Source organism: Blastococcus sp. SYSU DS0552, assembly GCF_054050815.1.
Genome location: NZ_JBJHAB010000001.1, coordinates 165,952 through 189,666 on the forward strand (window position 1 = coordinate 165,952; position 23,715 = coordinate 189,666).

General features: G+C 74.4%; 20 protein-coding genes. 8 read left to right on the top strand and 12 right to left on the bottom strand.

Going from position 1 to position 23,715, the window contains the following annotated elements; translation table 11 throughout:
* Position 1 precedes the first annotated feature (1 nt).
* The 7 genes from ACI8AG_RS00830 to ACI8AG_RS00860 are packed head-to-tail and all read right to left on the bottom strand — an operon-like array spanning position 2 to position 9,698.
* The gene (locus ACI8AG_RS00830; RefSeq protein ID WP_456595535.1) at positions 2 to 772 is read right to left on the bottom strand and encodes an enoyl-CoA hydratase-related protein; all 771 of its coding nucleotides are present in this window, start codon (positions 770 to 772) and stop codon (positions 2 to 4) included.
* On the bottom strand, positions 765 to 2,366 hold the full coding sequence (locus tag ACI8AG_RS00835) for a class I adenylate-forming enzyme family protein (RefSeq protein WP_456587987.1): 1,602 nt from the start codon (positions 2,364 to 2,366) through the stop codon (positions 765 to 767). Before ACI8AG_RS00835 ends, ACI8AG_RS00830 begins: the two co-directional genes overlap by 8 nt.
* A complete protein-coding gene (locus ACI8AG_RS00840) occupies positions 2,356 to 4,404 on the bottom strand; it encodes an ATP-binding protein (RefSeq protein WP_456595536.1) in 2,049 nt (682 codons plus the stop codon). The genes ACI8AG_RS00835 and ACI8AG_RS00840 overlap by 11 nt, the downstream gene beginning before the upstream one ends.
* Positions 4,401 to 5,981: an acyl-CoA carboxylase subunit beta gene (locus ACI8AG_RS00845; protein WP_456595537.1), complete on the bottom strand. Its 1,581-nt coding sequence runs from the start codon at positions 5,979 to 5,981 to the stop codon at positions 4,401 to 4,403. The genes ACI8AG_RS00840 and ACI8AG_RS00845 overlap by 4 nt, the downstream gene beginning before the upstream one ends.
* On the bottom strand, positions 5,978 to 7,753 hold the full coding sequence (locus ACI8AG_RS00850) for an acyclic terpene utilization AtuA family protein (RefSeq protein ID WP_456595538.1): 1,776 nt from the start codon (positions 7,751 to 7,753) through the stop codon (positions 5,978 to 5,980). The genes ACI8AG_RS00845 and ACI8AG_RS00850 overlap by 4 nt, the downstream gene beginning before the upstream one ends.
* Entirely contained in the window at positions 7,750 to 8,556 is an 807-nt protein-coding gene (locus ACI8AG_RS00855; protein WP_456595539.1) for a TIGR03084 family metal-binding protein, read from the bottom strand. Before ACI8AG_RS00855 ends, ACI8AG_RS00850 begins: the two co-directional genes overlap by 4 nt.
* On the bottom strand, positions 8,553 to 9,698 hold the full coding sequence (locus ACI8AG_RS00860; protein WP_456587982.1) for an acyl-CoA dehydrogenase family protein: 1,146 nt from the start codon (positions 9,696 to 9,698) through the stop codon (positions 8,553 to 8,555). The genes ACI8AG_RS00855 and ACI8AG_RS00860 overlap by 4 nt, the downstream gene beginning before the upstream one ends.
* A 178-nt stretch (positions 9,699 to 9,876) precedes the next feature.
* Here ACI8AG_RS00860 and ACI8AG_RS00865 point away from each other — a divergent pair, with 178 nt between their 5' ends.
* The 6 genes from ACI8AG_RS00865 to ACI8AG_RS00890 all read left to right on the top strand — a co-directional run bounded on the left by ACI8AG_RS00865 (position 9,877) and on the right by ACI8AG_RS00890 (position 16,044).
* Positions 9,877 to 10,899: an LLM class F420-dependent oxidoreductase gene (locus tag ACI8AG_RS00865; protein WP_456595540.1), complete on the top strand. Its 1,023-nt coding sequence runs from the start codon at positions 9,877 to 9,879 to the stop codon at positions 10,897 to 10,899.
* Positions 10,900 to 11,167: 268 nt separating this feature from the next.
* Positions 11,168 to 12,754 carry a sodium:solute symporter family transporter gene (locus ACI8AG_RS00870; protein WP_456587980.1) on the top strand — a complete coding sequence of 529 codons (1,587 nt, stop codon included), beginning with the start codon at positions 11,168 to 11,170 and terminating at the stop codon, positions 12,752 to 12,754.
* A 98-nt stretch (positions 12,755 to 12,852) separates the two neighbouring features.
* Positions 12,853 to 13,161, top strand: a complete 309-nt coding sequence (locus ACI8AG_RS00875; RefSeq protein WP_456595541.1) for a hypothetical protein — start codon at positions 12,853 to 12,855, stop codon at positions 13,159 to 13,161.
* A gap of 269 nt (positions 13,162 to 13,430) precedes the next feature.
* Positions 13,431 to 14,522, top strand: a complete 1,092-nt coding sequence (locus ACI8AG_RS00880) for a methionine ABC transporter ATP-binding protein (protein ID WP_456595542.1) — start codon at positions 13,431 to 13,433, stop codon at positions 14,520 to 14,522.
* Complete coding sequence (locus ACI8AG_RS00885) at positions 14,519 to 15,178, top strand: methionine ABC transporter permease (RefSeq protein ID WP_456595543.1); 660 nt, start codon at positions 14,519 to 14,521, stop codon at positions 15,176 to 15,178. Before ACI8AG_RS00880 ends, ACI8AG_RS00885 begins: the two co-directional genes overlap by 4 nt.
* Positions 15,179 to 15,219: 41 nt before the next feature.
* Positions 15,220 to 16,044, top strand: a complete 825-nt coding sequence (locus ACI8AG_RS00890) for a MetQ/NlpA family ABC transporter substrate-binding protein (RefSeq protein WP_456595544.1) — start codon at positions 15,220 to 15,222, stop codon at positions 16,042 to 16,044.
* On the opposite strand, the gene ACI8AG_RS00895 is transcribed toward ACI8AG_RS00890, so the two are convergent.
* Both ACI8AG_RS00895 and ACI8AG_RS00900 read right to left on the bottom strand, forming a co-directional pair.
* A complete protein-coding gene (locus tag ACI8AG_RS00895; RefSeq protein WP_456595724.1) occupies positions 16,014 to 17,096 on the bottom strand; it encodes an MsnO8 family LLM class oxidoreductase in 1,083 nt (360 codons plus the stop codon). The two genes, ACI8AG_RS00890 and ACI8AG_RS00895, sit on opposite strands and share 31 nt — an antisense overlap.
* 136 nt (positions 17,097 to 17,232) lie before the next feature.
* Entirely contained in the window at positions 17,233 to 18,102 is an 870-nt protein-coding gene (locus ACI8AG_RS00900) for an NmrA family NAD(P)-binding protein (protein ID WP_456595545.1), read from the bottom strand.
* Positions 18,103 to 18,393: 291 nt separating this feature from the next.
* Here ACI8AG_RS00900 and ACI8AG_RS00905 point away from each other — a divergent pair, with 291 nt between their 5' ends.
* Together ACI8AG_RS00905 and ACI8AG_RS00910 are read left to right on the top strand one after the other, a co-directional pair.
* Positions 18,394 to 19,959 (top strand): phospholipase D-like domain-containing protein, encoded by a 1,566-nt coding sequence (locus tag ACI8AG_RS00905; protein ID WP_456595546.1) that lies wholly within the window; start codon positions 18,394 to 18,396, stop codon positions 19,957 to 19,959.
* A 140-nt stretch (positions 19,960 to 20,099) separates the two neighbouring features.
* The gene (locus ACI8AG_RS00910; RefSeq protein ID WP_456595547.1) at positions 20,100 to 20,801 is read left to right on the top strand and encodes a DUF4383 domain-containing protein; all 702 of its coding nucleotides are present in this window, start codon (positions 20,100 to 20,102) and stop codon (positions 20,799 to 20,801) included.
* 16 nt (positions 20,802 to 20,817) lie between these two features.
* On the opposite strand, the gene ACI8AG_RS00915 is transcribed toward ACI8AG_RS00910, so the two are convergent.
* The 3 genes from ACI8AG_RS00915 to ACI8AG_RS00925 all read right to left on the bottom strand — a co-directional run bounded on the left by ACI8AG_RS00915 (position 20,818) and on the right by ACI8AG_RS00925 (position 23,613).
* Positions 20,818 to 21,168 (bottom strand): nuclear transport factor 2 family protein, encoded by a 351-nt coding sequence (locus ACI8AG_RS00915; protein WP_456595548.1) that lies wholly within the window; start codon positions 21,166 to 21,168, stop codon positions 20,818 to 20,820.
* Positions 21,169 to 21,340: 172 nt separating this feature from the next.
* Entirely contained in the window at positions 21,341 to 22,339 is a 999-nt protein-coding gene (locus tag ACI8AG_RS00920) for a YihY/virulence factor BrkB family protein (RefSeq protein ID WP_456595549.1), read from the bottom strand.
* 77 nt (positions 22,340 to 22,416) lie between these two features.
* Positions 22,417 to 23,613, bottom strand: a complete 1,197-nt coding sequence (locus ACI8AG_RS00925) for a GAF domain-containing protein (protein ID WP_456595550.1) — start codon at positions 23,611 to 23,613, stop codon at positions 22,417 to 22,419.
* Positions 23,614 to 23,715: the final 102 nt, after the last annotated feature.

A 23,715-nucleotide genomic window follows, 5' to 3' on the forward strand; every position in this document is an offset into this window, starting at 1 on the left:
CTCAGGCGTCGAGGCCCCAGGCCGGTCGGCGCTTCTCCAGCAGCGCGGCGATGCCCTCCCGCGCCTCGGCGGAGGCGAACCGCTCGGCGGACACCTCCGCCATGCGGCGGAAGTCGTCCTGGAGGTCGGCGCCGGGCAGCTCGCGCAGCAGCCGCTTGGTGACCGCGAGCGCCTCCGGGGCGCCGCGGCCGAGCTGCTCCACGAGCTCGTCGACGGCGGCGTCCAGCCGGTCGTCGGGCACGACCCGGTCGAGCAGACCGGCCGCCCCGGCCCGGGCACCGTCGAACGGCTCGCCGGTGAGGAACAGCTCCCGCGCCGCCCGCGGGTCCATCCGCCGCAGGACGGGGACGGCGATGATCGCCGGCGCCACACCGATCCTGACCTCGCTGAACGCGAAGGTCGCCCCCGCGGGGCCCACCGCGAGGTCGCAGGCCGCGATCAGGCCGAGTCCACCGGCCCGCGCCGACCCGTTCACCCGGGCGACCACGGGCTTGGGCCCCGTCAGGAGCAGGGCCAGCACCTCCGGCAGGCCGACCGCGCCCGGTGCGCCGCCGGCCCGCTGCTCCTTCAGGTCGGCGCCCGAGCAGAACACCGGGCCCGCCCCGGTCAGCACCACCACGCGGACGGCGGCGTCGGCCAGCGCCGCACCCAGCGCGGCGTGCAGCTGCTCGACCAGGGCCCGGGAGAGCGCATTGCGGTTGTGCGGGGAGTCCAGCGTCAGCACGGCGGCCGGCCCCCGCCGGGCGACCTGGACCAGGCGGTCGTCAGGCACGGAACTCGTCCCGCAGCTCGTGCTTCTGGATCTTCCCGGTCGCCGTCTTCGGCAGCCCGGCGCGGACCTCGATCCGCTTGGGCACCTGGAAGCCGCCCAGGTGCTGCCTGCAGTGGGCGAGCAGCCGCTCGGCCAGCGCGACCGGGTCGGTGTCCGGGTCGGCCGGCACGACCACCGCGGTCACTGCCTCGCCCCAGCGGTCGTCCGGCACCCCGATGACCGCCGCCTCGGCGATCTCGGAGGAGGCCAGCAGCACCCGCTCCACCTCCACCGAGGAGACGTTCTCGCCGCCGGTCTTCACCATGTCCTTGACCCTGTCGGTGAACCAGACGACGCCCTCGTCGTCGAGGTGGCCGACGTCGCCGCTGTGGAACCAACCGTGCGCGAACGCGGCGGTGTTGGCGGCCGGGTTGTTCCAGTAGCCGCTCATCACGTGCGGGCCGCGGTAGACGATCTCGCCGGTCTCGCCCGCGGGCAGCAGGGCGCCGGCCGGGTCCATGATCCGGGTGTCGACGGTGACCGTGGACGGACCCCAGGACGCCGCCTTGGTCTCCTGGTGCGCCGGCCACTGGAACACCGTCGCGGGTACGCACTCGGTCTGCCCGGAGCCGAGCAGCACCTGGGCGTTGGGGAAGGCGGCGGCGATCGCGGTGATCCGCTCCTGGGGCATGGGGGCCATGGCGTAGATGCACAGCCGCACCGAGGAGAGGTCGCGGGTCCGGATCCCGGGGGAGGCCAGGAGCGCGCCGTACATCATCGGCAGCAGCATCAGGTGCGTCGCCCGCCGCTGCTCCACGACCTCGAGGAAGCCCTCCGGCTCGAACCCGCGAGGGAGCACGGCGGTGCCGCCGGTGAGCAGGATCGGCAGCAGGAGGGTGTCCAGCGCGGTCGTGTGGAACAGGGGGAGCACGATCGGCAGGACGGAGAACTCGTCCCCCCGCCGGTGGCCGGTCTGCAGCGCGTTGCTCAGCACGCCCACGTGCACCGAGAGGTGGCTGGTGAGCACGCCCTTGGGCCGGGCCGTGGTGCCCGAGGTGTAGAGGCAGTGCAGGGTGTCGCGGTCCTCGACGATCACCTGGACCGGGGTGGGGTCGGTCGCGACGTCGTCCCAGCGCCGCACGTCGCGGCCGGCGACCGACGCCGGGGCCTGGTCGCCGGTCACGATCACCGTGGTGATCTGCGGCAGCTGCGGCAGCACCGCCTCCAGCAGCGGGAGGAACGGCGGGTCGGCGACGACGGTGCGGGTGCCGGAGTCGGCGAGGATCCAGCCGATGTCCTCCGGCGCCAGCATCAGGTTCACCGGGAGCGCCACCAGCCCCGCCTTCGCGCAGCCGAAGAAGCTGGCGGCGAAGCGCCACGAGTTGCCCAGCAGGAAGGCAACGGGCTCCTGGCGGCCCACGCCGGCGTCGAGCAGGCCGCGACCGAACGCCTCGGCCGCCCCGTCGAGCCGCGCGTAGCCGATCTCCTCGTCGCCGTCGACGATCGCGGTGCGGTGGGCGAACAGCTGGGCGGTGCGGGTGAGCATGTCGCCGACCGAGAAGCGGGTCGCGAGGTTGAGCTCCAGGGGGTCGACCCCGGACAGGTCAGGACGCATGGCTGTTCCCTTCGGTCTCGGTCTGCGGTGCGGGGGGTTCGCCGACGACCGCGAGGACCGCGCCTGTCTCCACCTGCCGGCCCACGTCGGCGTGCAGGTGGGTGACCACCCCGTCGGCCGGCGCGACCACGGGGTGCTCCATCTTCATGGCCTCCAGGACCAGCACCAGCTGGCCCGCGGCGACCTGCTCGCCCTCGGCCACCGCCACCCGGACCACGGTTCCGGGCATGGCGGCGGTGAGGGATCCGGGCTGCACGGCGGCGCCCGGCTCCGGGAACCGGGGCTGCTCGACCAGCGTGCTGCCGCCCTCGGGACCGTCGACGTGCCAGCGGTCGCCGTCGGCGTGCACGTCGTAGGTGCTGCGCAGCCCGCCGAGCTCGAGGTCCAGCCGCACCCGGCCGGGGGCCGGGACCGACGTACCGAGGACTGTGAGCGGCACGGGCTCGCCGTCCACGTCGGCGGTGACGCCTGCCGAGCCGATCCGGTAGCGCACCGTGCCGGTGTCGAAGACCGTGACCTGCGGGGCCGTGGGGTTGTTGCGCCAGCCCGACGGCAGCCCGCCCAGCACCGGCGCGCCGGCCCGCCGCAGCGCCGCCCCGGCCAGCGCGGCCACGACGGCGTGCCGGCGCCGGGCGGCCTCGTCGACCAGCGGGGCGGCCAGCTGCGCCAGCCCGTGCCGGTCGAGGAACCCCGTGTCGGTCTCCCCGGCGAGGAAGGCCTCGCTGCGCAGCACGCGCACCAGCAGGTCGCGGTTGGTGGTCAGCCCGTGCAACCGCGCCCGGGCCAGCGCCCCGGCCAGCGCCAGCGCCGCCGACGACCGGTCGGGCGCCCAGGCGATGACCTTGGCCAGCATCGGGTCGTAGTGCACGCCGATCTCGCCACCGGCCTCCACCCCGCTGTCGACCCGGATGCCGGGCCCGGCGGTGGTGCGGAAGGCGGTGTCGGCCGGGATCGCGAAGTCGGCGAGCCGTCCCGACTGCGGCAGCCAGCCGCGCGCCGGGTCCTCCGCGTAGAGCCGCACCTCGATCGCCGAGCCGGACGACGTGGCCGACACGGCCGCCGCCGGCAGCGGACGGCCGGCGGCGACGTCGAACTGCAGGCGGACCAGGTCCAGCCCGGTGACCGCCTCGGTGACCGGGTGCTCGACCTGCAGCCGGGTGTTCATCTCGAGGAAGAAGAACTCGCCCGACTCGTCGAGCAGGAACTCCACCGTGCCGGCGCCGACGTAGCCGATCGCCCGCGCGGCGGCCACCGCGGCCTCCTGCAGCCGGGCCCGGAGCTCGGGGCCGACGGCGGGGGAGGGGGCCTCCTCGACGACCTTCTGGTGCCGGCGCTGGATGGAGCACTCCCGCTCGAACAGCGCCACCGTGGTGCCGTGCCGGTCGCCGAACACCTGCACCTCGACGTGCCGCGGCCGCTCGACCAGGCGTTCGAGGAAAACGGTGCCGTCGCCGAAGGCCGAGGCCGCCTCCCGGCCGGCGCCGGCCACCGCGTCGGCCAGCTCGTCCGGCCCGCGCACGGCCCGCATGCCGCGGCCACCCCCGCCGAAGGAGGCCTTGACCAGCAGTGGGTAGCCCACCTCACCGGCGGCCTTCTCCAGGGTGTCGCCGGACAGCCCTGTGGCGTCCACGCTCGGCAGGGTCGGCACCCCGGCGCGGCTCATCAGCTCCTTCGCGGCGAGCTTGCTGCCCATGGCCTCGACGGCCTCGGGGTCGGGGCCGACGAACACCAGCCCCGCGGCCGCGACCGCACGGGCGAAGTCGGCGTTCTCGGAGAGAAAGCCGTAGCCGGGGTGGACGCAGTCGGCGCCGGCCCGCAGCGCGGCGGCCACCACGAGGTCGGCGCGCAGGTAGGTCTCGGCGGGCGTGCTGCCGGGCAGCCGGACGGCGACGTCGGCCTCGCGGACGAACGGCGCGTCGGCGTCGGCGTCGGAGTGCACCGCCACCGTGCGCAGGCCCATGGCACGGGCGGTGGTGAAGACCCGCCGCGCGATCTCGCCCCGGTTCGCGACCAGGACGCAGCTCAGGGTGCGGCTCACAGCCGGAACACCCCCCATCCGTCGTGCAGCCCTCGGACCGGTGCGTTGGAGATCGCCGAGAGCGCCAGCCCGAGGACGGTGCGGGTGTCGCGGGGGTCGATGATGCCGTCGTCGTAGAGCCGGCCGGAGAGGAACAGCGCCAGCGACTCCGCCTCGATCTGCTGCTCCACCGCGGCGCGCATGGCGGCCGCGGCCTCCTCGTCGTAGTCGCGGCCGCGGGCCCGGGCGCTGGCCCGGCCGACGATGTCGAGCACGCCGGCGAGCTGGGCGGCGCCCATGACCGCGCTCTTAGCGTTGGGCCAGGTGAAGAGGAAGCGGGGGTCGTAGGCGCGGCCGCACATGCCGTAGTTGCCGGCGCCGTAGGAGGCGCCGATGTTGAGGGTGATGTGCGGGACCGCGCTGTTCGAGACCGCGTTGATCATCTGCGACCCGGCCTTGATGATCCCGTCCTGCTCGTACTCGGTGCCGACCATGTAGCCGGTGGTGTTCTGCAGGAACAGCAGCGGGGTGTCGGTCTGGTTGGCCAGCTGGATGAACTGCGCGGCCTTCTCGGCGTCCTGCCGGAACAGCACGCCGCGGGCGTTGGCCAGCACGCCGATCGGGTAGCCGTGGATGCTCGCCCACCCGGTGACCAGGGAGGTGCCGTACAGCGGCTTGTGCTCGTCGAAGCGGCTGCCGTCGACGATGCGGGCGAGCACGTCGCGCGGGTCCAGCGGCTGCCGCAGGTCGGCGGGCGCCAGGTCGAGCAGCTCCTCGGGGTCGTGCAGCGGGGGGTCGGCCGGGCGTGAGGGGCCCGGGCCCTGCTTGCGCCAGTTGAGGTTGCGCACGATCTGCCGGCCCAGCCGGATGGCGTCGACCTCGTCGACGGCGAGGTGGTCGGCGCTGCCGGAGACGCGGGCGTGCATCGACGCCCCGCCGAGGGACTCCTCGTCGGCCTCCTCGCCGGTGGCCATCTTCACCAGCGGCGGTCCGGCCAGGAACACCTTGCTGCGCCCGTCGATCATCACCACGTGGTCGCTCATCCCGGGGACGTAGGCGCCCCCCGCGGTGCTGTTGCCGAAGACCAGCGCGACGGTGGGGATGCCCTGGGCGGAGAGCCGGGTGAGGTTGCGGAAGCCGCGGCCGCCGGGGATGAAGATCTCCGACTGGGTGGGCAGGTCCGCACCGCCGGACTCGACCAGGCTGAGGAACGGCAGCCGGTTGGTCTCGGCGATGTCGTGCGCGCGCTGGGACTTGCGCAGCGTGTACGGGTTGGACGTGCCGCCGCGGACCGTCGGGTCGTTGGCGGAGATCATCACCTCCACGCCCTCGACGACGCCGATGCCGGTGACGGTGCTCGCGCCGACGGGGAAGTCGGTGCCCCAGGCGGCGTAGGGGGAGAGCTCCAGGAAGGGGCTGTCCCGGTCGAGCAGCAGCTCGATCCGTTCCCGCACGGTGAGCTTGCCCCGGTCGCGGTGCCGGGCCACGGCGCTCTCGCCGCCGCCGGCGTTGGCGCGGCCGCGCTCCACCTCCAGCTCGGCCAGTCGTTCCAGCAGGGCCGCGCGGTTGCTCGCGGCCCGTTCGTCCAGCATCGTCATGAGCCCACCTCCGGGGGCAGCAGCCGGGCCGGGACGTCGACCACGCGGGAGCGCAGCCACTCGCCCACGGCCTTGGCCTGGGGGTCGAACCGGGTGCCCGCGGCGACGCCGTCGCCGAGGAGACCGGGTAGCTGGAACAGCAGCGCCCGCAGGCCGGGCAGCAGCTCGCGGGTGACCGGGAGGGCGGCGGCCTCGGGGAGCAGCACCCGCAGCCGGTCGGGGGTGAGGAACGCGGCGAGCCAGGCGTAGCCGTCGTCGGAGCGCGCGTAGACGCCCAGGGTCGCCGCCCCGCCCTTGTCGCCGCTGCGGGCACCGGCGACCCGGCCGAGCGGGACGGCCGCGGTGGTGGCGTCGCCCGCCCACGTCGGCGCGGCGACAGGGTCGGGCGGCGGCGCGCCGGGAGCCGCCGCGGGGGCCGGGGACAGCGTCTGCGTCGTCCCGTCGGGCAGGCCGACGACCTGCGGCACCTCCCCGGCCGGCACCCAGGCCGCCGAGTACACCCCGTACGGCGAGGGGCTGGGCGGCGCGGCGGTGGCGTGGAAGCCCGGGATGCTGGCCAGGCCGAGCTCGATCACCGGGACGGTGAAGCCCTTGCCCACCTTCCGGCGGTCGCGGTCCTTGACCGTGACGTGCAGCAGGGCCGCGGCCTCCTCCTGGGCGTCGGCATCCGGCGAGTCGGTGCGGGCCAGCGCCACCGTGACGTCCTCGATCGCCTCGAGCGCGGGGGCGAGCTGGCGGCGCAGCAGCTCCGCCTTGCGCTCGACGTCCAGACCGGTCAGCGGCAGGGTCATGGAGTTGCGGAAGCCGCCGAGGCGGTTGACGGCGACCTTGAGCCACTCCCCGGCGGGCAGCCCGCGGGCCCCGGTGATCTCGACCCGGTCGGGGCCGGCCTGCCGCAGCCGCAGGCCGTCGAAGCGGGTGACGACGTCGGGGCCGCCGTAGGCGCTCCCGGTGAGCTCGTAGAGCAGCTGCTCGGTGACCGTCTCCACGGTGACCGCCCCGCCCGTGCCCGGGTGCTTGGTGATCACCGAGGTGCCGTCGGCGGCGATCTCGGCCAGCGGGAAGCCGATGGAGTCCAGCGCCGCGGGGTCGGCGTCGAGCAGCTCGGCGAAGAAGCTGAAGTTCCCGCCCGTCGCCTGAGCGCCGCACTCCAGGACGTGCCCGGCGACGGTGGCCCCGGCGAGCGCGTCCAGGTCGTCGGGCCCCCAGCCGTGGTGCCAGGCCGCCGGGCCGACGACGAGACTGGCGTCGGTGACCCGGCCGGTGACGACGACGTCCGCGCCGCCCTGCAGGGCCCGGACGATCCCCCGGCACCCGAGGTAGGCGTTGGCGGTGAGGGCGTCGGGAACCTCGCCGTCCCCGGGTGGCGTGTCACCGGCGCGGAGCAGACCGCGGTCGCGCAGGTCCGCGAGGCGGGACAGCAGGTCGTCGCCACCGACCGTGGCCACCCGCACCGGCACCCCGAGGCGCCGGCCGAGCTCGGTGACCGCCGCCGCGAGCCCCTGCGGGTTGAGCCCGCCCGCGTTGCTGACGATCCGGACGCCGCGCTCCAGCGCCGTGCCCAGGCACTCCTCGAGCTGGGAGAGGAAGGTGCGGGCGTACCCGGCGGCCGGGTCCTCGGCCTTCTGCCGGCCGAGGATGAGCATGGTCAGCTCGGCGAGGTAGTCGCCGGTGAGGACGTCGACCGCGCCGCCGTGCAGCATCTCGCGCATGGCGCTGTGCCGGTCGCCGTAGAAGCCGGAGACGTTGGCGATGCGGAGGGGTGCGGTCACCGGGCACCGACCAGCGGCTGCCGGCCCGCGCCGGGGGGACCGGCGAAGGCCTGCGCGATCGACATCCACTCCCGCGCGGCCGGCCCGGTGACCTCCAGGGCGAGGTCGTCGCGGTGCCGGCGCTGGGTCACCAGCAGGCAGAAGTCCAGCGCCGGGCCGCGGACGGTGTCGGCGGCGTCCGCGGGCCCCCACGTCCACCGCTCGCCACCGGGCCCGGTCAGCTCCACGCGGACCGCGCGGTCGGGCACCGGCAGCCCGCGGACGGCGTAGGAGAAGAGCCGCGCGCGCACACCGATCTCGGCGACCGAGCGCAGCCGCGGTGTGCCCGGGCGGTCCTGCCCGAGGGCGTCGACGACGTCCTGACCGTGCGCCCACGTCTCCATCAGCCGGGCGGTCACGAACGACGCCGGGCTCATCGGCGGGCCGAACCACGGCACCCGCACGCCGGGGTCGGTCGCGCGGAGGGCGGCTGCCAGCGCCTCCCGGCCGGCCCGCCAGTCGGCGAGGACCTCCGCGGGGGGCGTGTCCCGGCCCTCGGCGGTGCGCCGCTCGACGTAGTCGCCGGCTGCGTCGCCGAGCCCCTGGACCAGGGCGGCGAACCCGGCGGGGTCGGTCACGGCCAGGAGGGCGTCCCGGTCGAAGAACCGCAGGTGGTTGATCGTGTCGCGGACGTCCCAGCCGGCCGCGGGGGTGGGCGTGCGCCACCCGGCGTCGTCGAGCGGCGCCACCCGGGCGTCGAGGTCGGCGGACTCGGCCGTGAGGTCGTCGACCAGGGCGGCCAGCAGGGCGCTGCGGTCGCTCACGCGGAGAACCCCTGCATCCGGGCGAGCACCTGCAGCATCACCTCGTCGGCGCCGCCGCCGATCGAGGCGAGCCGGCTGTCCCGGAAGAACCGGGCGGTCCAGGTCTCCTCCATGTAGCCCATGCCGCCGTGGAACTGCAGGCACGTGTCGGCCACCTCGCGCAGCAGCCGGCCGGCGGTCAGCTTGGCCACCGTGGCCTGGCGGGTGGTGTCCTCGCCGTTCAGGTAGGCCTCCGCGCACGCGTAGTTGTGCGACTGCAGCAGGTCGACCTGCGCGGCGAGCTCCGCCAGCCGGAAGGCGATGTACTGGCTGGCCAGCAGCGGCCCGCCGAAGGCCTGGCGCTGCTGGAGGTGGTCCCGGGTGCGCTCCAGCGCCATCCGGCAGCTGCCCACCGCGCCGTAGGCGGCGAACATGCGCTCCACCACGAACTGCGACATCTGCTGCTGGAAGCCGCGGCCGACCGTGCCGATGGTGTTCGACACCGGCACCCGCACGTCCTCGAAGTACAGCTCGGCGGTGTCGGACGAGCGGTTGCCCAGCTTGTCGAGCTTCCGGGAGACGGCGAAGCCGGGGACGTCGGTGGGCACGATGATCTGGCTCATCCCGCGGTGCCCGCCCTCGTCGGAGGTGCGGGCCAGCAGGCACAGCCAGTCGGCCTGGGTGCCGTTGGTGATGTACAGCTTGCTGCCGTTGATCACCCACTCGTCGCCGTCCTGCACCGCGCGGGTGCGCAGCCCGGCGACGTCGGAGCCGGCGCCGGGCTCGGTCACCGCGATGGAGCAGACGGCGGTGCCCCGGATCGCGGGCTCCAGGTAGCGGCGCTTGAGCTCGTCGCTGCCGAACTCGTGCAGGGACGGCGTCGCCATCATGGTCTGCACGCCGATCGCCATCGGCACGCCGGCGCACCCGGAGCGGTGCAGCTCCTCGCACAGGATCACGCTGAACAGGTGATCGGCGCCCTGCCCGCCGTACTCGGGGTCGTACTCGAGCCCCAGCAGGCCGAGCTCGCCGAGCTTCGGGAACAGCTCGTGGGCCGGAAAGGTGCCCGCCGCCTCCCACTCGTCGACGTGGGGGGCGATCTCCCGGTCGACGACGTCGCGCACCAGCTTCCGGAAGGCGTGGTGCTCGTCGGTGAAGCGCATCGGAACTCCCGGTGGGAATGGCCGACGGCAGCGCCACCGGCCGAACTTGACGTCGGCGTCAGGTCTATCAGCCGGGTGTGACCCGCACAACAACCCGCTGCGCTAACGTCGCGCCTCGTCGCCGGCCGCCCACGCCGGTCGACCGCCGTCGCACGGCACGCCGGACAGGAGGGGCTCGATGAGGCTGGGGCTGTCGCTGGGGTACTGGGGGGCCGGGCCGCCGCCGGGTCAGGCCGAGCTGGTCGCCGAGGCCGAGCGCCTGGGCTTCGAGTCGGTGTGGACCGCGGAGGCGTACGGGTCCGACGCCCTCACCCCGTTGGCCTGGCTGGGCAGCGCGACCACCCGGTTGCGGCTCGGCACCTCGGTGGTGCAGATGTCCGCCCGGACGCCGACGGCCACCGCCATGGCGGCGCTGACGATGGACCACCTCTCCGGCGGGCGGTTCGTCCTGGGCCTCGGGGTCTCCGGGCCGCAGGTGGTGGAGGGCTGGTACGGCCAGCCCTATCCCAGGCCGCTCGCCCGCACCCGCGAGTACGTCGAGGTGCTGCGGCAGGTGTTCGCGCGGCAGCCCGTGCGCCACGACGGCGAGCACTACCGCATCCCTTTCCCGGGCGGCACCGGGCTGGGGAAGTCGCTGCGGCCGACCGTGCACCCGCTCCGCACCGACATCCCGGTCCTGCTGGCGGCCGAGGGGCCGAGGAACGTGGCGCTGGCCGCGGAGATCGCCGACGGCTGGATCCCGCTGTTCTACTCACCGCACGACGACGGGCACTACCGGGAGTCGCTCGCCGAGGGCTTCGCCCGCCCGGGGGTCCGCCGGGGCGCCGACGGCTTCGAGGTCGCCTGCATGGTCCAGGTGGAGGTGGCCGACGACGTCGACGCCGCGGCCGACCGCGTGCGGCCGATGCTCGCCCTCTACGTCGGCGGGATGGGTGCCCGGGGCGTGAACTTCCACTACGAGGTCTTCGCGCGCATGGGCTTCGAGGCCGAGTGCGCCCGCATCCAGGAGCTGTACCTGGCCGGCCGGAGGGACGAGGCGGCGGCGGCCGTCCCGCTGGCGATGGTGGAGAAGGTGGCGCTCGTGGGGCCGCGGGCCAAGATCGCCGACGACCTCGCCGCCTGGGAGGAGTCGCTCGTCACCACGATGCTGGTCGGTGGCTCTCCGGAGACCCTGCGCATGATGGCCGAGCTCACCGGCTGACGACGGCGCCGGGAATTCACCTGGACACCCTCGCCCCCGGCCGCTGGAGCCGTCGGCGTGCAGCGGACAACGCGACGACGCGCCGGTGCGGACGGTGGTGGTGACCGCGCGCGAGGACCTCGAGATCCGCTGCCAGGTGGTGGCGCTGCTCGCTCCCGGCTGACCGGCCGGACGGCGGCGCCGGGGCGACCCGGTTCCGAGTCGCGGCAGGCCCGCTCATCCGCCAACTTGGACCATGCGCGACGAGGCGCAGGGGGAGGGCGGTGCCATGCCCGAATTCGACCTCGCGACCGTTGACCTCGTGGTCATCGGCGCCTACGTGGTCATGATCATCGGGATCGGTTACTGGGTGTCCCGGCGGACCTCGGACTCCGACGACTACTTCCTCGCCGGCCGCGGCATGGCGTGGCCGCTCGTGGGCTTCTCGCTCATCGTCACCAACTTCTCGGGCACGCAGTTCCTGGGGTTGGCCGGAGCCGGCTACGACACCGGGATCGCGGTGTGGAACTTCGAGTGGATGGCAACGCTCGTCCTGCTGGTCTTCGCGGTGCTCATCCTGCCGATCTACCTGCAGTCGAAGATCAGCACCGTCCCGGAGTTCCTCGAACGGCGGTACGACCGGCGCTCCCGGTACGCGTTCTCCGGTTTCACGGTGCTCACGGGCATGCTCATCGACTCGGCCGGGGGCATGATCGCCGGCGCGCTGGTCCTGAACCTGCTGTTCCCCGACGTCCCGATGATCGTGCACATCGTGGCGATCGCCGTGCTGGCGGGCGTGTACGTCATCCTCGGCGGGCTGCGGGCGGTGATGATCACCGACACGATCCAGGGCGTGCTGCTGTTCCTGGCGGCCGGCATCATCTTCGTGATCGTGTTCCGGGAGTTCGACTTCCAGTGGTCGGTGTTCCCCGAGCTCGCGCCGGAGGACGGCTTCACCATCGCGCCTCCGCCCGACGACGACTTCCTGCCGTGGCCGGGCATCTTCACCGGGGCGATCTGGCTCGGCTTCTACGTGTGGGTCGCCAACCACGTCGTCGTCCAGCGGGTGCTGGCGGCGAAGAACCTGGACCACGGCAGGTGGGGGGCGCTGTTCGCCGGCCTGATGCAGCTGCCGCTGCTCGTGCTGCTGATCTTCCCCGGGATCCTCGCCCGCGACGTCTTCCCCGACCTGGAGAATCCGGACCTCGCCTGGCCCTCGTTGATCTTCGAGTTCATCCCCGTCGGGCTGCGCGGGCTGATCGTCGCCGCGCTGCTCGCCGCCCTGATGTCCACCCTGGACTCGGTGCTGAACGGGGCCGCGAGCCTGGTGATCAACGACTTCGTCAAGACCCGTGACAAGGAGTACAGCGAGAAGCGGCTGCTGCTGATGAGCCGGGTGCTCGTCGGCATCTTCATGCTCATCGCGGTGGCCTGGGCGCCGGTCATCCTGCAGTTCGACACGATCGTCCAGTACTTCCAGTCGTTCCTCGGCTACGTGACGATGCCGATCGTCGTTGTCCTGCTCGGCGGCATCTTCTGGAAGCGCGCCACCGCGCCGGCCGCCTTCTGGACGCTGGTCGTCGTGGTCCCCATCGGGGTGATCGGCTTCGTCACCGGGGAGATCTTCGAGCTGTACGGCGTCCAGTTCCTGTACGCGACCGGGATCATGCTCCTCCTGAGCGTGGTCACCCTGGTGGCCATCACGCTGTCCACCGAGGCGCCGGACCGCGAGAAGATCGCCGAGGTGGTGTTCGACCGGCAGACGTGGCGCGAGGAGTCCGGGGAGCTCCGCGGCAAGCCCTGGTACAAGAACTACCGCCACCTGTCGCTCGGCCTGGCGGTGCTCACCGTCGCGGTCGTGGTGCCGTTCATCTGAGCCGTTCCGCCGACGCGCGGTTACCGGCGGGGTGCCGCGGGGTGACGAGGGCGCTGAATACGTGTAGTGGGCAGCCGAAATGGGCAGACCTCGGGGCGATGATGTACCGCGCTGCCGCTGCTGTGCCGTTCTCCGACCGGGACCGGGTGACCGCCGGGCTCCGCGGGCAACTGCGGGTGATGGCGGCCGCTGCGGGAGCGGACCCGGACTGGTCGACGCTCCGGGTGCAGGGGCCGGCCCGACCCGTTCAGGGCCAGAACACGGAGCTGACCGAGTGGACGGCGACCGTGGTGGTCACCGGGGGAGCGGCGGCCCTCGACGACCGGTTGATCGACGCGCTCCAGCCGGGGGTTCCGCGGCGGGCGGCGGCGAGCGCCGAGGCGACGTCTCCGCTGGTCGATCGCTGAACCGCACGACCATGTGGTTGAGCGTTCTCTCACATTTGCCCGCCCCGCTGGCAGCCGGCCGACCGGCGCGGCATGCTCGACGGGTGCCGAGGAGTGTTGCGTTGACGCGTCGTCGCGCCGTCGACCTCCTGCGCACGGCGAGCCTGCTCTAGCGCGCCGCGCCGCCCACCTTCGCGGAGACACCGCGCGCCGCCCGTCGTCGGCGTGCGCCACCGCGCCGGTCCGGGCCCCGTCCGCGCCCTGCCCCGCCGAGCCATCCAGAGGCCCCCGTGATCGAGCTGTCCGACGTCCGCAAGGTCTTCCCCGCGCGCCGGGGGGCACCCGAGGTCGTCGCCGTCGACGGCGTGAGCCTGTCGGTCGCCGACGGCGAGTTCGCCGGCGTGGTGGGCCCCAGCGGCTCCGGCAAGAGCACCCTCGCCCGGCTGGTCAACCTGCTGGAGCGGCCGACGTCGGGGCGGGTGGTCGTCGACGGTCAGCCGCTCACCGACCTCGACGCCGACGGCGTGCGGCGTGCCCGACGCACCGTCGGCATGGTGTTCCAGCACTTCAACCTGCTCGACTCCCGCACCGCCGCCGGGAACGTCGAGCACCCCCTGGAGCTCGCCGGCGTCGGCCGGGCCGACCGCCGCCGCCGGGTGGCGGAGCTGCTGGACCTGGTGGGCCTGGGCGACCGGCACGCCGCCCGGCCGGCGCAGCTCTCGGGTGGCCAGAAGCAGCGCGTCGCGATCGCCCGCGCGCTGGCCGCCCGGCCGAAGGTGCTGCTCTGCGACGAGGCGACCAGCGCCCTCGATCCCGCGAGCACCACCGGTGTGCTCGACCTGCTGCGGCAGGTGCGCACCGACCTGGGCCTGACCGTTCTGCTCATCACCCACGAGATGGCGGTGGTCCGGGCGGTGTGCGACAGCGCGGTGCTCATGGACCGCGGCCGGGTCGTCGACGGCGGCCCGCTGACCGAGGTGCTGACCCGCCCCCGGTCACCGCTGGCCGCCCAGCTGCTCCCGGCCCCACCCGTCGCCGGCCGGGCCGGCGACCTGGTCCGGGTCACCGTCACCGACGCCGCACCGGAGGGCCGGGTGCTGCGCACCCTCGCCGGCGAGCTGGGGCTCGACGTCGAGGTGGTGGGCGGGTCGGTGGAGACCGTCGCCGGCCGCCGCTTCGGTCGGCTGCTGCTCTCGGTCACCGGCGACGACGGGCGACTGGACCCCGCGCTCCTGCGCCTCCGGGACGGCGGGTCCCTGGTCGAGCGCGCCCACCCCGGCGACGAGCCGGCGGCGTGGCGGGAGCCGGAGCAGCCGGCGGCCGGGCCGCCGGACGGACCCGACGAGCCCCGATTCCTCGACGCCCCGGAGGTGCAGCGGTGAGCAACTGGGACCGGATCGCCCCGCAGCTGGCCGATGCCACGTGGGAGACGCTGTACATGGTGGGCGTGAGCACGCTGCTCACCGTGCTGCTCGGCGTCCCGCTCGGCGTGCTGCTCACCGTCACCGCACCGGGCGCGCTCTCCCCGAGCCCGGTGCTGCACCGCGTCCTCGGCCTGGTGGTCAACCTGGGGCGGTCGCTGCCGTTCATCATCCTGCTGGTGCTCGTCGCCCCGGTCACCCGGGGCATCGTGGGGACCACGATCGGGTCGACGGCGACGATCGTGCCCCTGACCATCGGCGCCATCCCGTTCCTCGCCCGGCTGGTGGAGACCAGCCTGCGGGAGGTCGGGCACGGCAAGGTCGAGGCGACGCTGGCCATGGGCGCCCGCCGGCGCGACGTCGTCCGCACGGTGCTGCTGCCCGAGGCGCTGCCGTCGCTGGTCTCGGGCGTCACGGTCACCGTCGTCGCTCTCATCAGCTACTCGGCGATGGCCGGCGCCATCGGCGGCGGCGGCCTCGGCGACTTCGCCATCCGCTACGGCTACCAGCAGTTCCGCACCGACATCACCGTGGTCACCGTCGTCCTGCTGCTCGTGCTGGTCCAGCTGCTCCAGTGGGCCGGCGACCGCTGGGCCCGACGGCTCGCGCACGCCTGATCCTCCGCACCACCCGACCTCTCGCTAGGAGAACCCCGCACATGCTCCGCCCCACCCGGACCACCCTCGCCGCCGTCGCCACCGCCACGCTGCTCGGCCTGACCGCCTGCGGAGGTGGGGACGCCGAGCTGTCGGCGGCGGACGAGCCCCTGCGCGTCGGCGCCTCCCCGGTGCCGCACGCGGAGATCCTGCGGTTCGTCGACGAGGAGCTCGCCGACGACGCCGGCCTGGACCTGGAGATCATCGAGTTCACCGACTACGTGCAGCCCAACGTCGCCCTCGACGACGGCTCACTGGACGCCAACTACTTCCAGACGGTGCCCTACCTGGAGGAGCAGGAGGCCAGCGCCGGTTACGACTTCACCGCGCTGGAGCCGGTGCACATCGAGCCGCTGGGCATCTACTCCGCCTCGCTGACCACCCTGGCCGACCTCCCCGACGGCGGTACGGTCGCGATCCCGAACGACCCGACCAACGCCGCCCGCGCCCTGCGGCTGCTCGAGGCCAACGACCTCCTGACCCTGGCCGACACGGGGGAATCCGCGCCGACGGCCCTGGACATCGAGGGCAACCCGAAGGGCCTGGAGATCCAGCAGGTCGAGGCCGCACAGCTGCCGCGTTCGCTGGCCGACGTCGACGCCGCGGTGATCAACGGCAACTACGCGATCGACGCCGACCTCTCCCCGGCCGAGGACGCCCTCGCGCTGGAGGAGGCCGAGGGCAACCCGAACGCGAACCTGCTCGTGGTCCGCAGCGGCGACGAGGACGCCGAGCGGATCGTCGCGCTGGAGGAGCTGCTGCACTCCGACGAGGTGCGTCAGTTCATCGAGGAGAACTACTCCGGCGCCGTCCTGCCGGCGTTCTGAGCCGACCCGGGGCGGCCCGACGGGGCGGGCCCACCTCCTGAGCCGGTGCCGGCGCCGGCCGGCACCGGCCGCCGGCCGAGCACAGCCGCCAGGGCGGCGTCGGAGGCGGCCAGGGCCGCCCGGTCGAAGGTGCTGCCGGCGGCCACAAGCTCGGCCGCCCCGGTGCGGTCGAGCAGTTCCGCCAGCCTGCTCTCCACCTGGGCGGGCGTGCCGGCGATCGCCGCCGCAGCCGTCTCCTCGACGTACTGCTGCTGACGGGGGGTGCGGTGCGCGGCGCGGACCGCGGCCACCGGCTCCAGCGCCGGGAAGATGCCGGTGGTGCGGGCCCGGGCCATCGCCCACGCCTCGGGCAGCAGCAGGTCCGCGGCCTCCGCCGGGGTGTCGGCGACCAGCACGTCGAGGCTGATCGCGACGCGCGGCTCCGGCTGCTGCCTGGAGGGCCGGAAGGTGCGCCGGTACTCGGCCAGCGCGGCCAGCCCGGGCTCGGGGTCGCCGGCCAGGCCCAGCAGCGGGCCGCCGACGATGACGGGGAGCCCCAGCTCCGCCGCGACCTGCAACCCGCGCCCGGTCGCCAGCACGTGCAGCGGCACCGGGCCGACGGGCTGCGGGTGCAGGGTGATCTCCGCCGCGCCGGTGAGGTAGGCGTGCAGCTCGGCGAGATCGGCCGGGAAGTCCCGGTCGGCCTCCCGCAGGGCGCGGCGCACCGGCGCGGTGAACCCGGGGGAGCGGCCCAGCCCCAGGTCGACCCGGCCCGGCGCGAAGGCCGACAGGGTGGCGAACTGCTCGGCGACGACGAGCGGCTGGTGGTGCGGCAGCATCACGCCGGCCGAGCCGAGCCGGATCGTCGTCGTCCGGCCGGCGACGGCGGCCAGCACCACCGCCGGGGCGGCGCCGGCGATCCCCGGCACCCCGTGGTGCTCGGCGACCCAGAACCGCTCGAACCCGAGCTGCTCGGCGTGGACGGCGCGCGCGACGCTGCCCTGGAGCGCCGCGGCGTCGGGCTCGCCGATCCGGGTGCGGGAACGGTCGAGCAGGGACAGCCCCGGGGACATGTCGGTCACGTCGGCGCCAGCGCTCCTCGGCCGTGAGGTGTTCCAGTGGCCGCCAGGGAGGCGGGCACCAAGGGCCGGTGGCGAAGCGGCCACCCCGCCCGCCGTCGCGCCGCCCCGGTGCTCACCCCGCGAGCGCCTAGGAGGCCCGCTGGTTCAGGTGCTCGTACGCCCAGGCGGCGAGCGTGCCCGGCGTCGTGGTCACGACGCTCTGGCGGTCCTCCGGGACGAACCCGTCGCGGAGACCGGTGCTCATGCCGAGGATCGCCTCGACCTGGGGATCGGTGAGGCCCGCGGCCCGCAGCCCGGCTCGGATGGTGTCGTCGGGCACGCGCTCGACGCGAACGGAGCGTCCGGTCGCCGCGGCCACGACGTCCGCGACCTGGGCCCAGCTGAGGTCCTCGGGCCCGTGGACGGCCTGGACGTGCCGCCCGGACCAGGTGGTGGACAGTAGGCGCACGGCGGCGACGTCCCCGACGTCCCGCGGGTCGACCCACGGCAGGGGCATGCCCACCGGCAGGGCGACGCGGAAGACGCCCTCGTCGAGGCCCGGGTCGAGCAGCAGGTTGGTGAAGAACATGCCGCAGCGCAGATGGGTGACCGAGGCGCCGGTGCCGTCGAGCGCCACCTCGGTGGCGGCCAGGCCGTCGATGTCCCCGGCACCCGTGCGCTTCTCCGCACCCACGCTGCTCTGGAACACCGTGCGCGTGATGCCGTTGTCGACCACGGCGCGGGCGGCGATCCGGCCCAGCCGGCGCTGGGCCTCGATCGGGTCGTCGTCGTCCGTGGGCGGGTTGACCCAGTACAGGGCGTCGGCCCCCTCCGTCGCGCGCAGCACCACGTCGAGGTCGCGCTGGTCCCCCTCGACCGTGTCGACCAGGGCGCGGGTGGCCGGGTCGAGCCGGCCGGCGTCCCGGAGCAGCAGCGTCGGCCGCTGCCCGGCCTGCAGCAGCAGGCGCACGACGCGCGAGCCGACGGAACCGGTGGGCGTGGTGACGACGATCCTCACTGGTCCTCCTCTGCGTGCGGGAACCGCCATGGACGGCACCCGCGGGCTCGTTCCCCACCGGTGCCGCCACGACATGCTGGTGAGGGATGCCGACAGAAAACGGCGTCCCGTCGCGGGCGCGGATCCGGTCGCCCGGGGCAGGCACCCCGACGAGGTGGCCGAGCCGGTGCCGGCGGGGAGCAGGCCCCGACCGGGCCGGATCGCCGGTGGAGCGCCGCGGCCGAGGACCCGATCGGGCGTCCGGAGGGGGGAGGCTTGGTCCGCGCCTTCGCCGCCGGGCAGACTGCCGGTGTGACGGGCGGCGGCGAGGCGAGCACCGATCCCGGGCTCAGGCTCTCCGCCCCGCGCGGTGGGGACGTCGGCGCGCCCGAGCAGGGCGCACGGCTGCTGGTCCCCGGCGAGACCTGCTGGCGGATCGAGCAGGCCACCCGGTTCGCGGTCTTCGTCGACGCGGCCGGGTACTTCGCCACCCTCAAGCGCGCCGTGCTGGGTGCCCGGCGCCGGGTGCTGTTCATCGGCTGGGACTTCGATCCCCGGATCCGGCTCGACCCACTGGACGGCGGCCGGCCCGAGGACGACCGGCTGGGCGACGTGCTCGAGCGGGCGGTGGAGCAGAACCCGGACCTGCACGTCGGCGTCCTGCAGTGGGACCTGGGGATGCTGCGCGCGCTCGGCCGGGGGCTGAAGCCGATCGTGCTCCTGGACCGGCGCGCCCCCGAACGGCTCACCCTCGCCGTCGACACCCACCACCCGGTCGGCGGCGCGCACCACCAGAAGATCGTGGTGATCGACGACTCCCTGGCGTTCGCCGGCGGCATCGACGTCACCGCGGACCGCTGGGACACCTCCGACCACGCCGATGACAACCCGCACCGCTGCCGGCCGGCGACCGGGCCCGCACCGGGTCGGCTCACCGGACCGTGGCACGACGCGACCAGCATCATGACCGGCCCTGCCGCACGGGCTCTCGCCGAGCTGGCCCGCGAACGGTGGGAGAGCGGCACCGGTGAGCGCCTCGAGCCCCTGCCCGAGGAACGGGACCACTGGCCCGAGGGTGTCGAGCCCCTGCTCACCGACGTGGACGTGGCGATCTCCCGCACCCGGCCCGAGCACGGTGGCACACCGCTGGTGCACGAGGTCGAGCTGCTGTGGCTGGCCCTGATCGCCGGTGCCCGCCGGGCGCTCTACGTGGAGAGCCAGTACTTCGCCAGCCGGCGGATCGCCGAGGCGATCGCCGAACGGCTGCGCGAGCCCGACGGCCCCGACGTGGTCGTGGTCAACCCCTGGACGGCCGACGGCTGGCTCTCCGAGAAGGCGATGGGCACCGCGCGTGCCCGGGCGCTGGAGATCGTCCGCGAGGCCGACGTGCACGACCGGTTCCGGATCTACACCCCGGTGACCGAGCGGCGCGCGCACATCTACGTGCACGCCAAGATCACCGTCGTCGACGACCGGCTGCTCCGCATCGGCTCCAGCAACGTGAACAACCGCTCGATGGGCCTGGACACCGAGTGCGATCTGGCGATCGAGGCGGTCGAGGGACGGCCCGGGGCCGACGGGCTGGCCGACACGATCGTCGCCTTCCGGGACCGGCTGATCGCCGAGCACCTGGGCTGCGCGCCGGAGGAGGTCACCGCCGCGATCGCCGACACCGGCTCCCTGGTGCGGGGCATCGAGCGACTGCGCCGCCCGACCGGCCGCTCGCTGGTGCCGTTCGAGCCGCCGCAGCTCGGCCCGGCCGACCGGGCGCTGGCGGAGTCGGAGGTCATGGATCCCGAGAAGACACCGAACCGGTGGCGCCGGGTCGAGCGCTTCTTCGCCCGCCGCCGTCGGCCGGGGAACCGGGTGCGCGCCTGACTTCCCGCGCCGATCGCCCCGGACCGGTGCTCGGGCGGGCACTCCGCCGGCGCCCGGCTCGTTCATCGGAGACAGGCCGGTACGGACGTCAGGAGGCGTAGGCGCCGATCGCCTCGGTATCCGAGGGAGGGACCCTTCCGATGACCCGCAGGAGTGACCCGCAGCGATCGACCACGACATCGCCGTCGCCGGCGGACCGGCGGGCCGTGCGGAACCGGGTGCTCATGGTGCACCGCGTGGGAGCGGGCGTCGTGGGTGTCGTCCTGCTGGTGTTCGCGGTACTCGGCTTCGCCCGCGGGCTGCCGTTCTTCTCGACCACTGGCGAATCGGTGGTGGGCATGTCGACGAACGGTCTGCTGTCCACCGTCTCCGTGATCGTCGGGCTCGTGCTGATCGGCGGCGCGCTCGCGGGAGCGCGGGTCGCCTCGACGGTCATGATCGCCGTCGGGGTGCTGTTCCTCGTGTCGGCACTGGGCAACCTGGCGGTGCTGCGCACCGACTTCAACGTCTTCGCCTTCGGCTTCAGCAACGTGGTCTTCTCGGCCGTCGTCGGCCTGGTCCTGCTGCTGCTCGGCGCGTACGGCCGGATCAGCGGCAACCTCCCGGCCGAGAGCCCCTACCGGTCACCGGAGCAGCCGGGGGAGGAGTCCAGTCCGGTGGAGGAGACCCCGCAGACGCCGGCGGAGTCCGCGGCCGAGGAGGCGATGCACGAGGCCGAGCGGGCCGTCGCCCAGGGGAACGAGACCGACGAGCAGCGTCGCCGGGTGGAGGCCATGTCGCAGGCGCGCTCCCGGAAGGACCGGCGGAGAGCGTGGATGGAGTTCGACTCCGGAGCCCGCTGACCGGCCTCGTCGGCCGCTACCGCTCGACGTCCATGCGCCGCACGAGGTGACCGTCGAAGGTGTAGACGTGGCGGACGTCGGAGCGCTCCAGGACGAGACCGCCGGGGTCGCGGAACACCTGCCGGACGCCGACCTCGACCGAGCCGTCCCCGCGTTCGGAGACGGCGGTCGGCCGCAGGTTCGGCCGGATCTCGGCCCACTGGCGCTCCCAGTACTGGCCGACGGCGTCACGCCCGACGAGCCGGCCGCCCTGCCAGCCGTCGGGCCAGTCCACATCCGGCGTCATCGCCGCCACCACCGTCTCGATGTCGCGCGCGTCGAACGCGTCGTACAGCGAGCGCAGCAGGGCCTCGCGGTCGGCGGTCACCTCCGGTCCACCTCCGGGACGACGTCGTGGAAGGACTGCAGCAGCGGGCCAGGACGCGGACGGTAGCGCGGCCGGGGACCTCGTGGGTGCTGCTGCGGCGCCCGTCGGCGCGGGGTCCCGGGAGCGCGGTGGGCGGGTGACCGGGATGCCGGAGGGGCCGGCGCGTACCGGTTCAGCCGTCGTTCGGGTACGGCGGCGCGCTGTCGGCCACGACGGCGCCTCGTCGGCCGAGCGGCTGCTCCGGCCCGACCGTCGAGTCGCGCACGGTCTGCCGTTCGGTCTCCGCGTTCACCGCGGCACCGAGGAAGATGAGGGCGACCGTCGTCCACAGCCAGAACATGCTGATCGCCACGCCGGCGAGGGAGCCGTAGGTCGACTGGTAGCTGCCCAGGCTCTGCACGTAGGAGAAGAAGGCCAGGGTGGTGCCGAGCCACACCAGCGTCGTCAGCACCGATCCGGCCGTGAGCCACCGCCACCGCGCGTCCCTGCGGTCCGGGGCCAACCGGTAGAGGACCGTGAGGGCCGCCACCATGAGCACAGCCAGCGCAATCCAGGACAGCACCGACGCGGCGGCGCGGACCGGACCGGGGGCGCCAGCGAGCCGGGCGCCGACGACCCCCGCCGCGGCGATCAGGCCGGCGAGCCCCACGGCGCCGGCGAGCACGAAGAGCAGGGCCAGGCCACTGCGGCGCAGCAGACCCCGGGTCTCCGTCTGGTGGTAGGCGATGCAGACGCCGTCGATGAGGTACGTCATCGCGGTCGTCGCCGTCCAGAGGGCCACGAGGAGGCCGGTGAGTCCCCGGAAGGTGAGCACCTGGGCCGACGCGGCGGTGATCGTCGTGAGCTGGTCGGCGACGATCGACTCGAGGTCGTCGGGCAGCACGTCCGCCACCTCGGACAGCTGCTCGAGCGCCGTTCCCGGGGTGTTCACGACGCCGTAGATCGACACGGCGGTCACCAGCACCGGGGCGACCGACAGGACGGCGAAGAACGCCACCCCGGCGCTCTGGACCATCAGCCGATCGGTGAGCAGCTGCCGGACGGCTCGCGCCAGCAGAGCCCGCCAACCCGCGGCGGAGATGCGGTGCGGCGAGTCCGCGTCGTACCGCTCGGTCCCGTCCTCCCGGTCCTCGGTGCCGGTCGGGGGACGCCCGTGCCGGGCCACAGCCATGACTCATCCCACCCCTGGAGGCGGGTGGTCGCAACGGCGACGGGGCCGACCGCCCGCCTCGCCGTCGCCGGTGCGCGTCAGCCCTCCTCGGGGCGGAGCACCGTCAGCGTGACCCCGGCGGCCAGGCGGTAGGGGTTGGTGGTCACCAGGCCGCCGACCACCTTCCGCAGCCGGGACATCTCCGCCCGGACGGTGACGCAGTGCGCCGTGTCGCCGAAGAGCGCGGTGCTCAACCGGTCGGCGCCCAGCCCCGCCCGGCCGGCCTGGTGCAGCAGGAGCAGGAGGTCGGCGTGCCGGCGGGTCAGCGGGGTGACCCAGGGGTCACCGCGCGACCGGAGGCGGAGCACGGGTGGGCCGGTGAGGTCCAGTTCGGCGGCGACGGCGTCCCCGGGGTCGTGCGGCCGGACCAGCCAGCCCTCACCGACGCGTTCGGGCGTGCACAGCCCGAGGCCCGGGACGGCGAGCACCGTGCCATCGCGCGGCACCGCGACCCGGTCGCGCGCGGCGATACCCGACCGGTGCGCGACCCAGCCGTGCTCGTCGACCAGCAGCAGCGGGCCGGAGGCGGTGGCCAGCACGCCGCGGGCCGAGCGGCGCAACCGCTCCAGGCGCTGCTCGTGGTGCCGCCACAGCTGGGCTTCTGCCAGCCGGACGGCGGTCTCGACGAGCGCCGCGATGACCGGGTGCAGGGTCAGCGCGGGCCCGCTGACGTCGACGACGCCGAGCAGCTCACCGCTGACGGGGTGGTGGATCGGCGCGGCCGTGCAGTACCAGGGGTGCTGGGCCTGCTCGAAGTGCTCGGCGGAGAACAGCTGCACCGGCGCCGCCTCGGCCAACGCCGTCCCGATGGCGTTGGTGCCGACGGTCTGCTCGGTCCACCGGGCGCCCTCGGTGAAGCCCAGGGCGTCGGCGCGCAGCCGCACCCGGGCCGATCCCTCCCGCCAGAGGAGGACGCCGTCGGCGTCGGTGACGACCATGAGGAAGGCCGACGCGTCCGCCACGCTGCCGAGGACCTGCCGCAGCTCACCGATCACCGGCAGCAGGGGCGAGCACCGGCGTCGGCGCTCGACCTCGGCGGGGCACAGCGGTTCGCGGGCGTTGGTGCGCGACGGGTCGAGCCCGAGGCCCAGGACCCGTGACCACGAGCGCGCGACGACCCCGCGGGGGCGGACGGGCGGCCGGCTGCCCCCGATCACCGCGTCGTGCACGCGCACCAGCACGCGGGCGTGCTGCGACAGGTCGGTACCGGGAGCGATCGCCGAGTAGCCGGTCACGCCGCACCTCCACCTCGCCCCGGCCGCGTGCAACACGCTGCAACGCTTCCGCCGCCGACCCCCGGGCGCTGTGCTGCACATCACACCACGTCGACCCGTGCC

Coding starts and splice junctions, on each gene's coding strand:
- ACI8AG_RS00875 (WP_456595541.1), top strand. CDS start 12,853: ATGATGTACCGCGCTGCCGCTGCTGTGCCGTTCTCCGACCGGGACCGG.
- ACI8AG_RS00835 (WP_456587987.1), bottom strand. CDS start 2,366: ATGCGTCCTGACCTGTCCGGGGTCGACCCCCTGGAGCTCAACCTCGCG.
- ACI8AG_RS00895 (WP_456595724.1), bottom strand. CDS start 17,096: ATGTCCCCGGGGCTGTCCCTGCTCGACCGTTCCCGCACCCGGATCGGC.
- ACI8AG_RS00890 (WP_456595544.1), top strand. CDS start 15,220: ATGCTCCGCCCCACCCGGACCACCCTCGCCGCCGTCGCCACCGCCACG.
- ACI8AG_RS00865 (WP_456595540.1), top strand. CDS start 9,877: ATGAGGCTGGGGCTGTCGCTGGGGTACTGGGGGGCCGGGCCGCCGCCG.
- ACI8AG_RS00910 (WP_456595547.1), top strand. CDS start 20,100: ATGACCCGCAGGAGTGACCCGCAGCGATCGACCACGACATCGCCGTCG.
- ACI8AG_RS00920 (WP_456595549.1), bottom strand. CDS start 22,339: ATGGCTGTGGCCCGGCACGGGCGTCCCCCGACCGGCACCGAGGACCGG.
- ACI8AG_RS00870 (WP_456587980.1), top strand. CDS start 11,168: ATGCCCGAATTCGACCTCGCGACCGTTGACCTCGTGGTCATCGGCGCC.
- ACI8AG_RS00845 (WP_456595537.1), bottom strand. CDS start 5,981: ATGACGATGCTGGACGAACGGGCCGCGAGCAACCGCGCGGCCCTGCTG.
- ACI8AG_RS00860 (WP_456587982.1), bottom strand. CDS start 9,698: ATGCGCTTCACCGACGAGCACCACGCCTTCCGGAAGCTGGTGCGCGAC.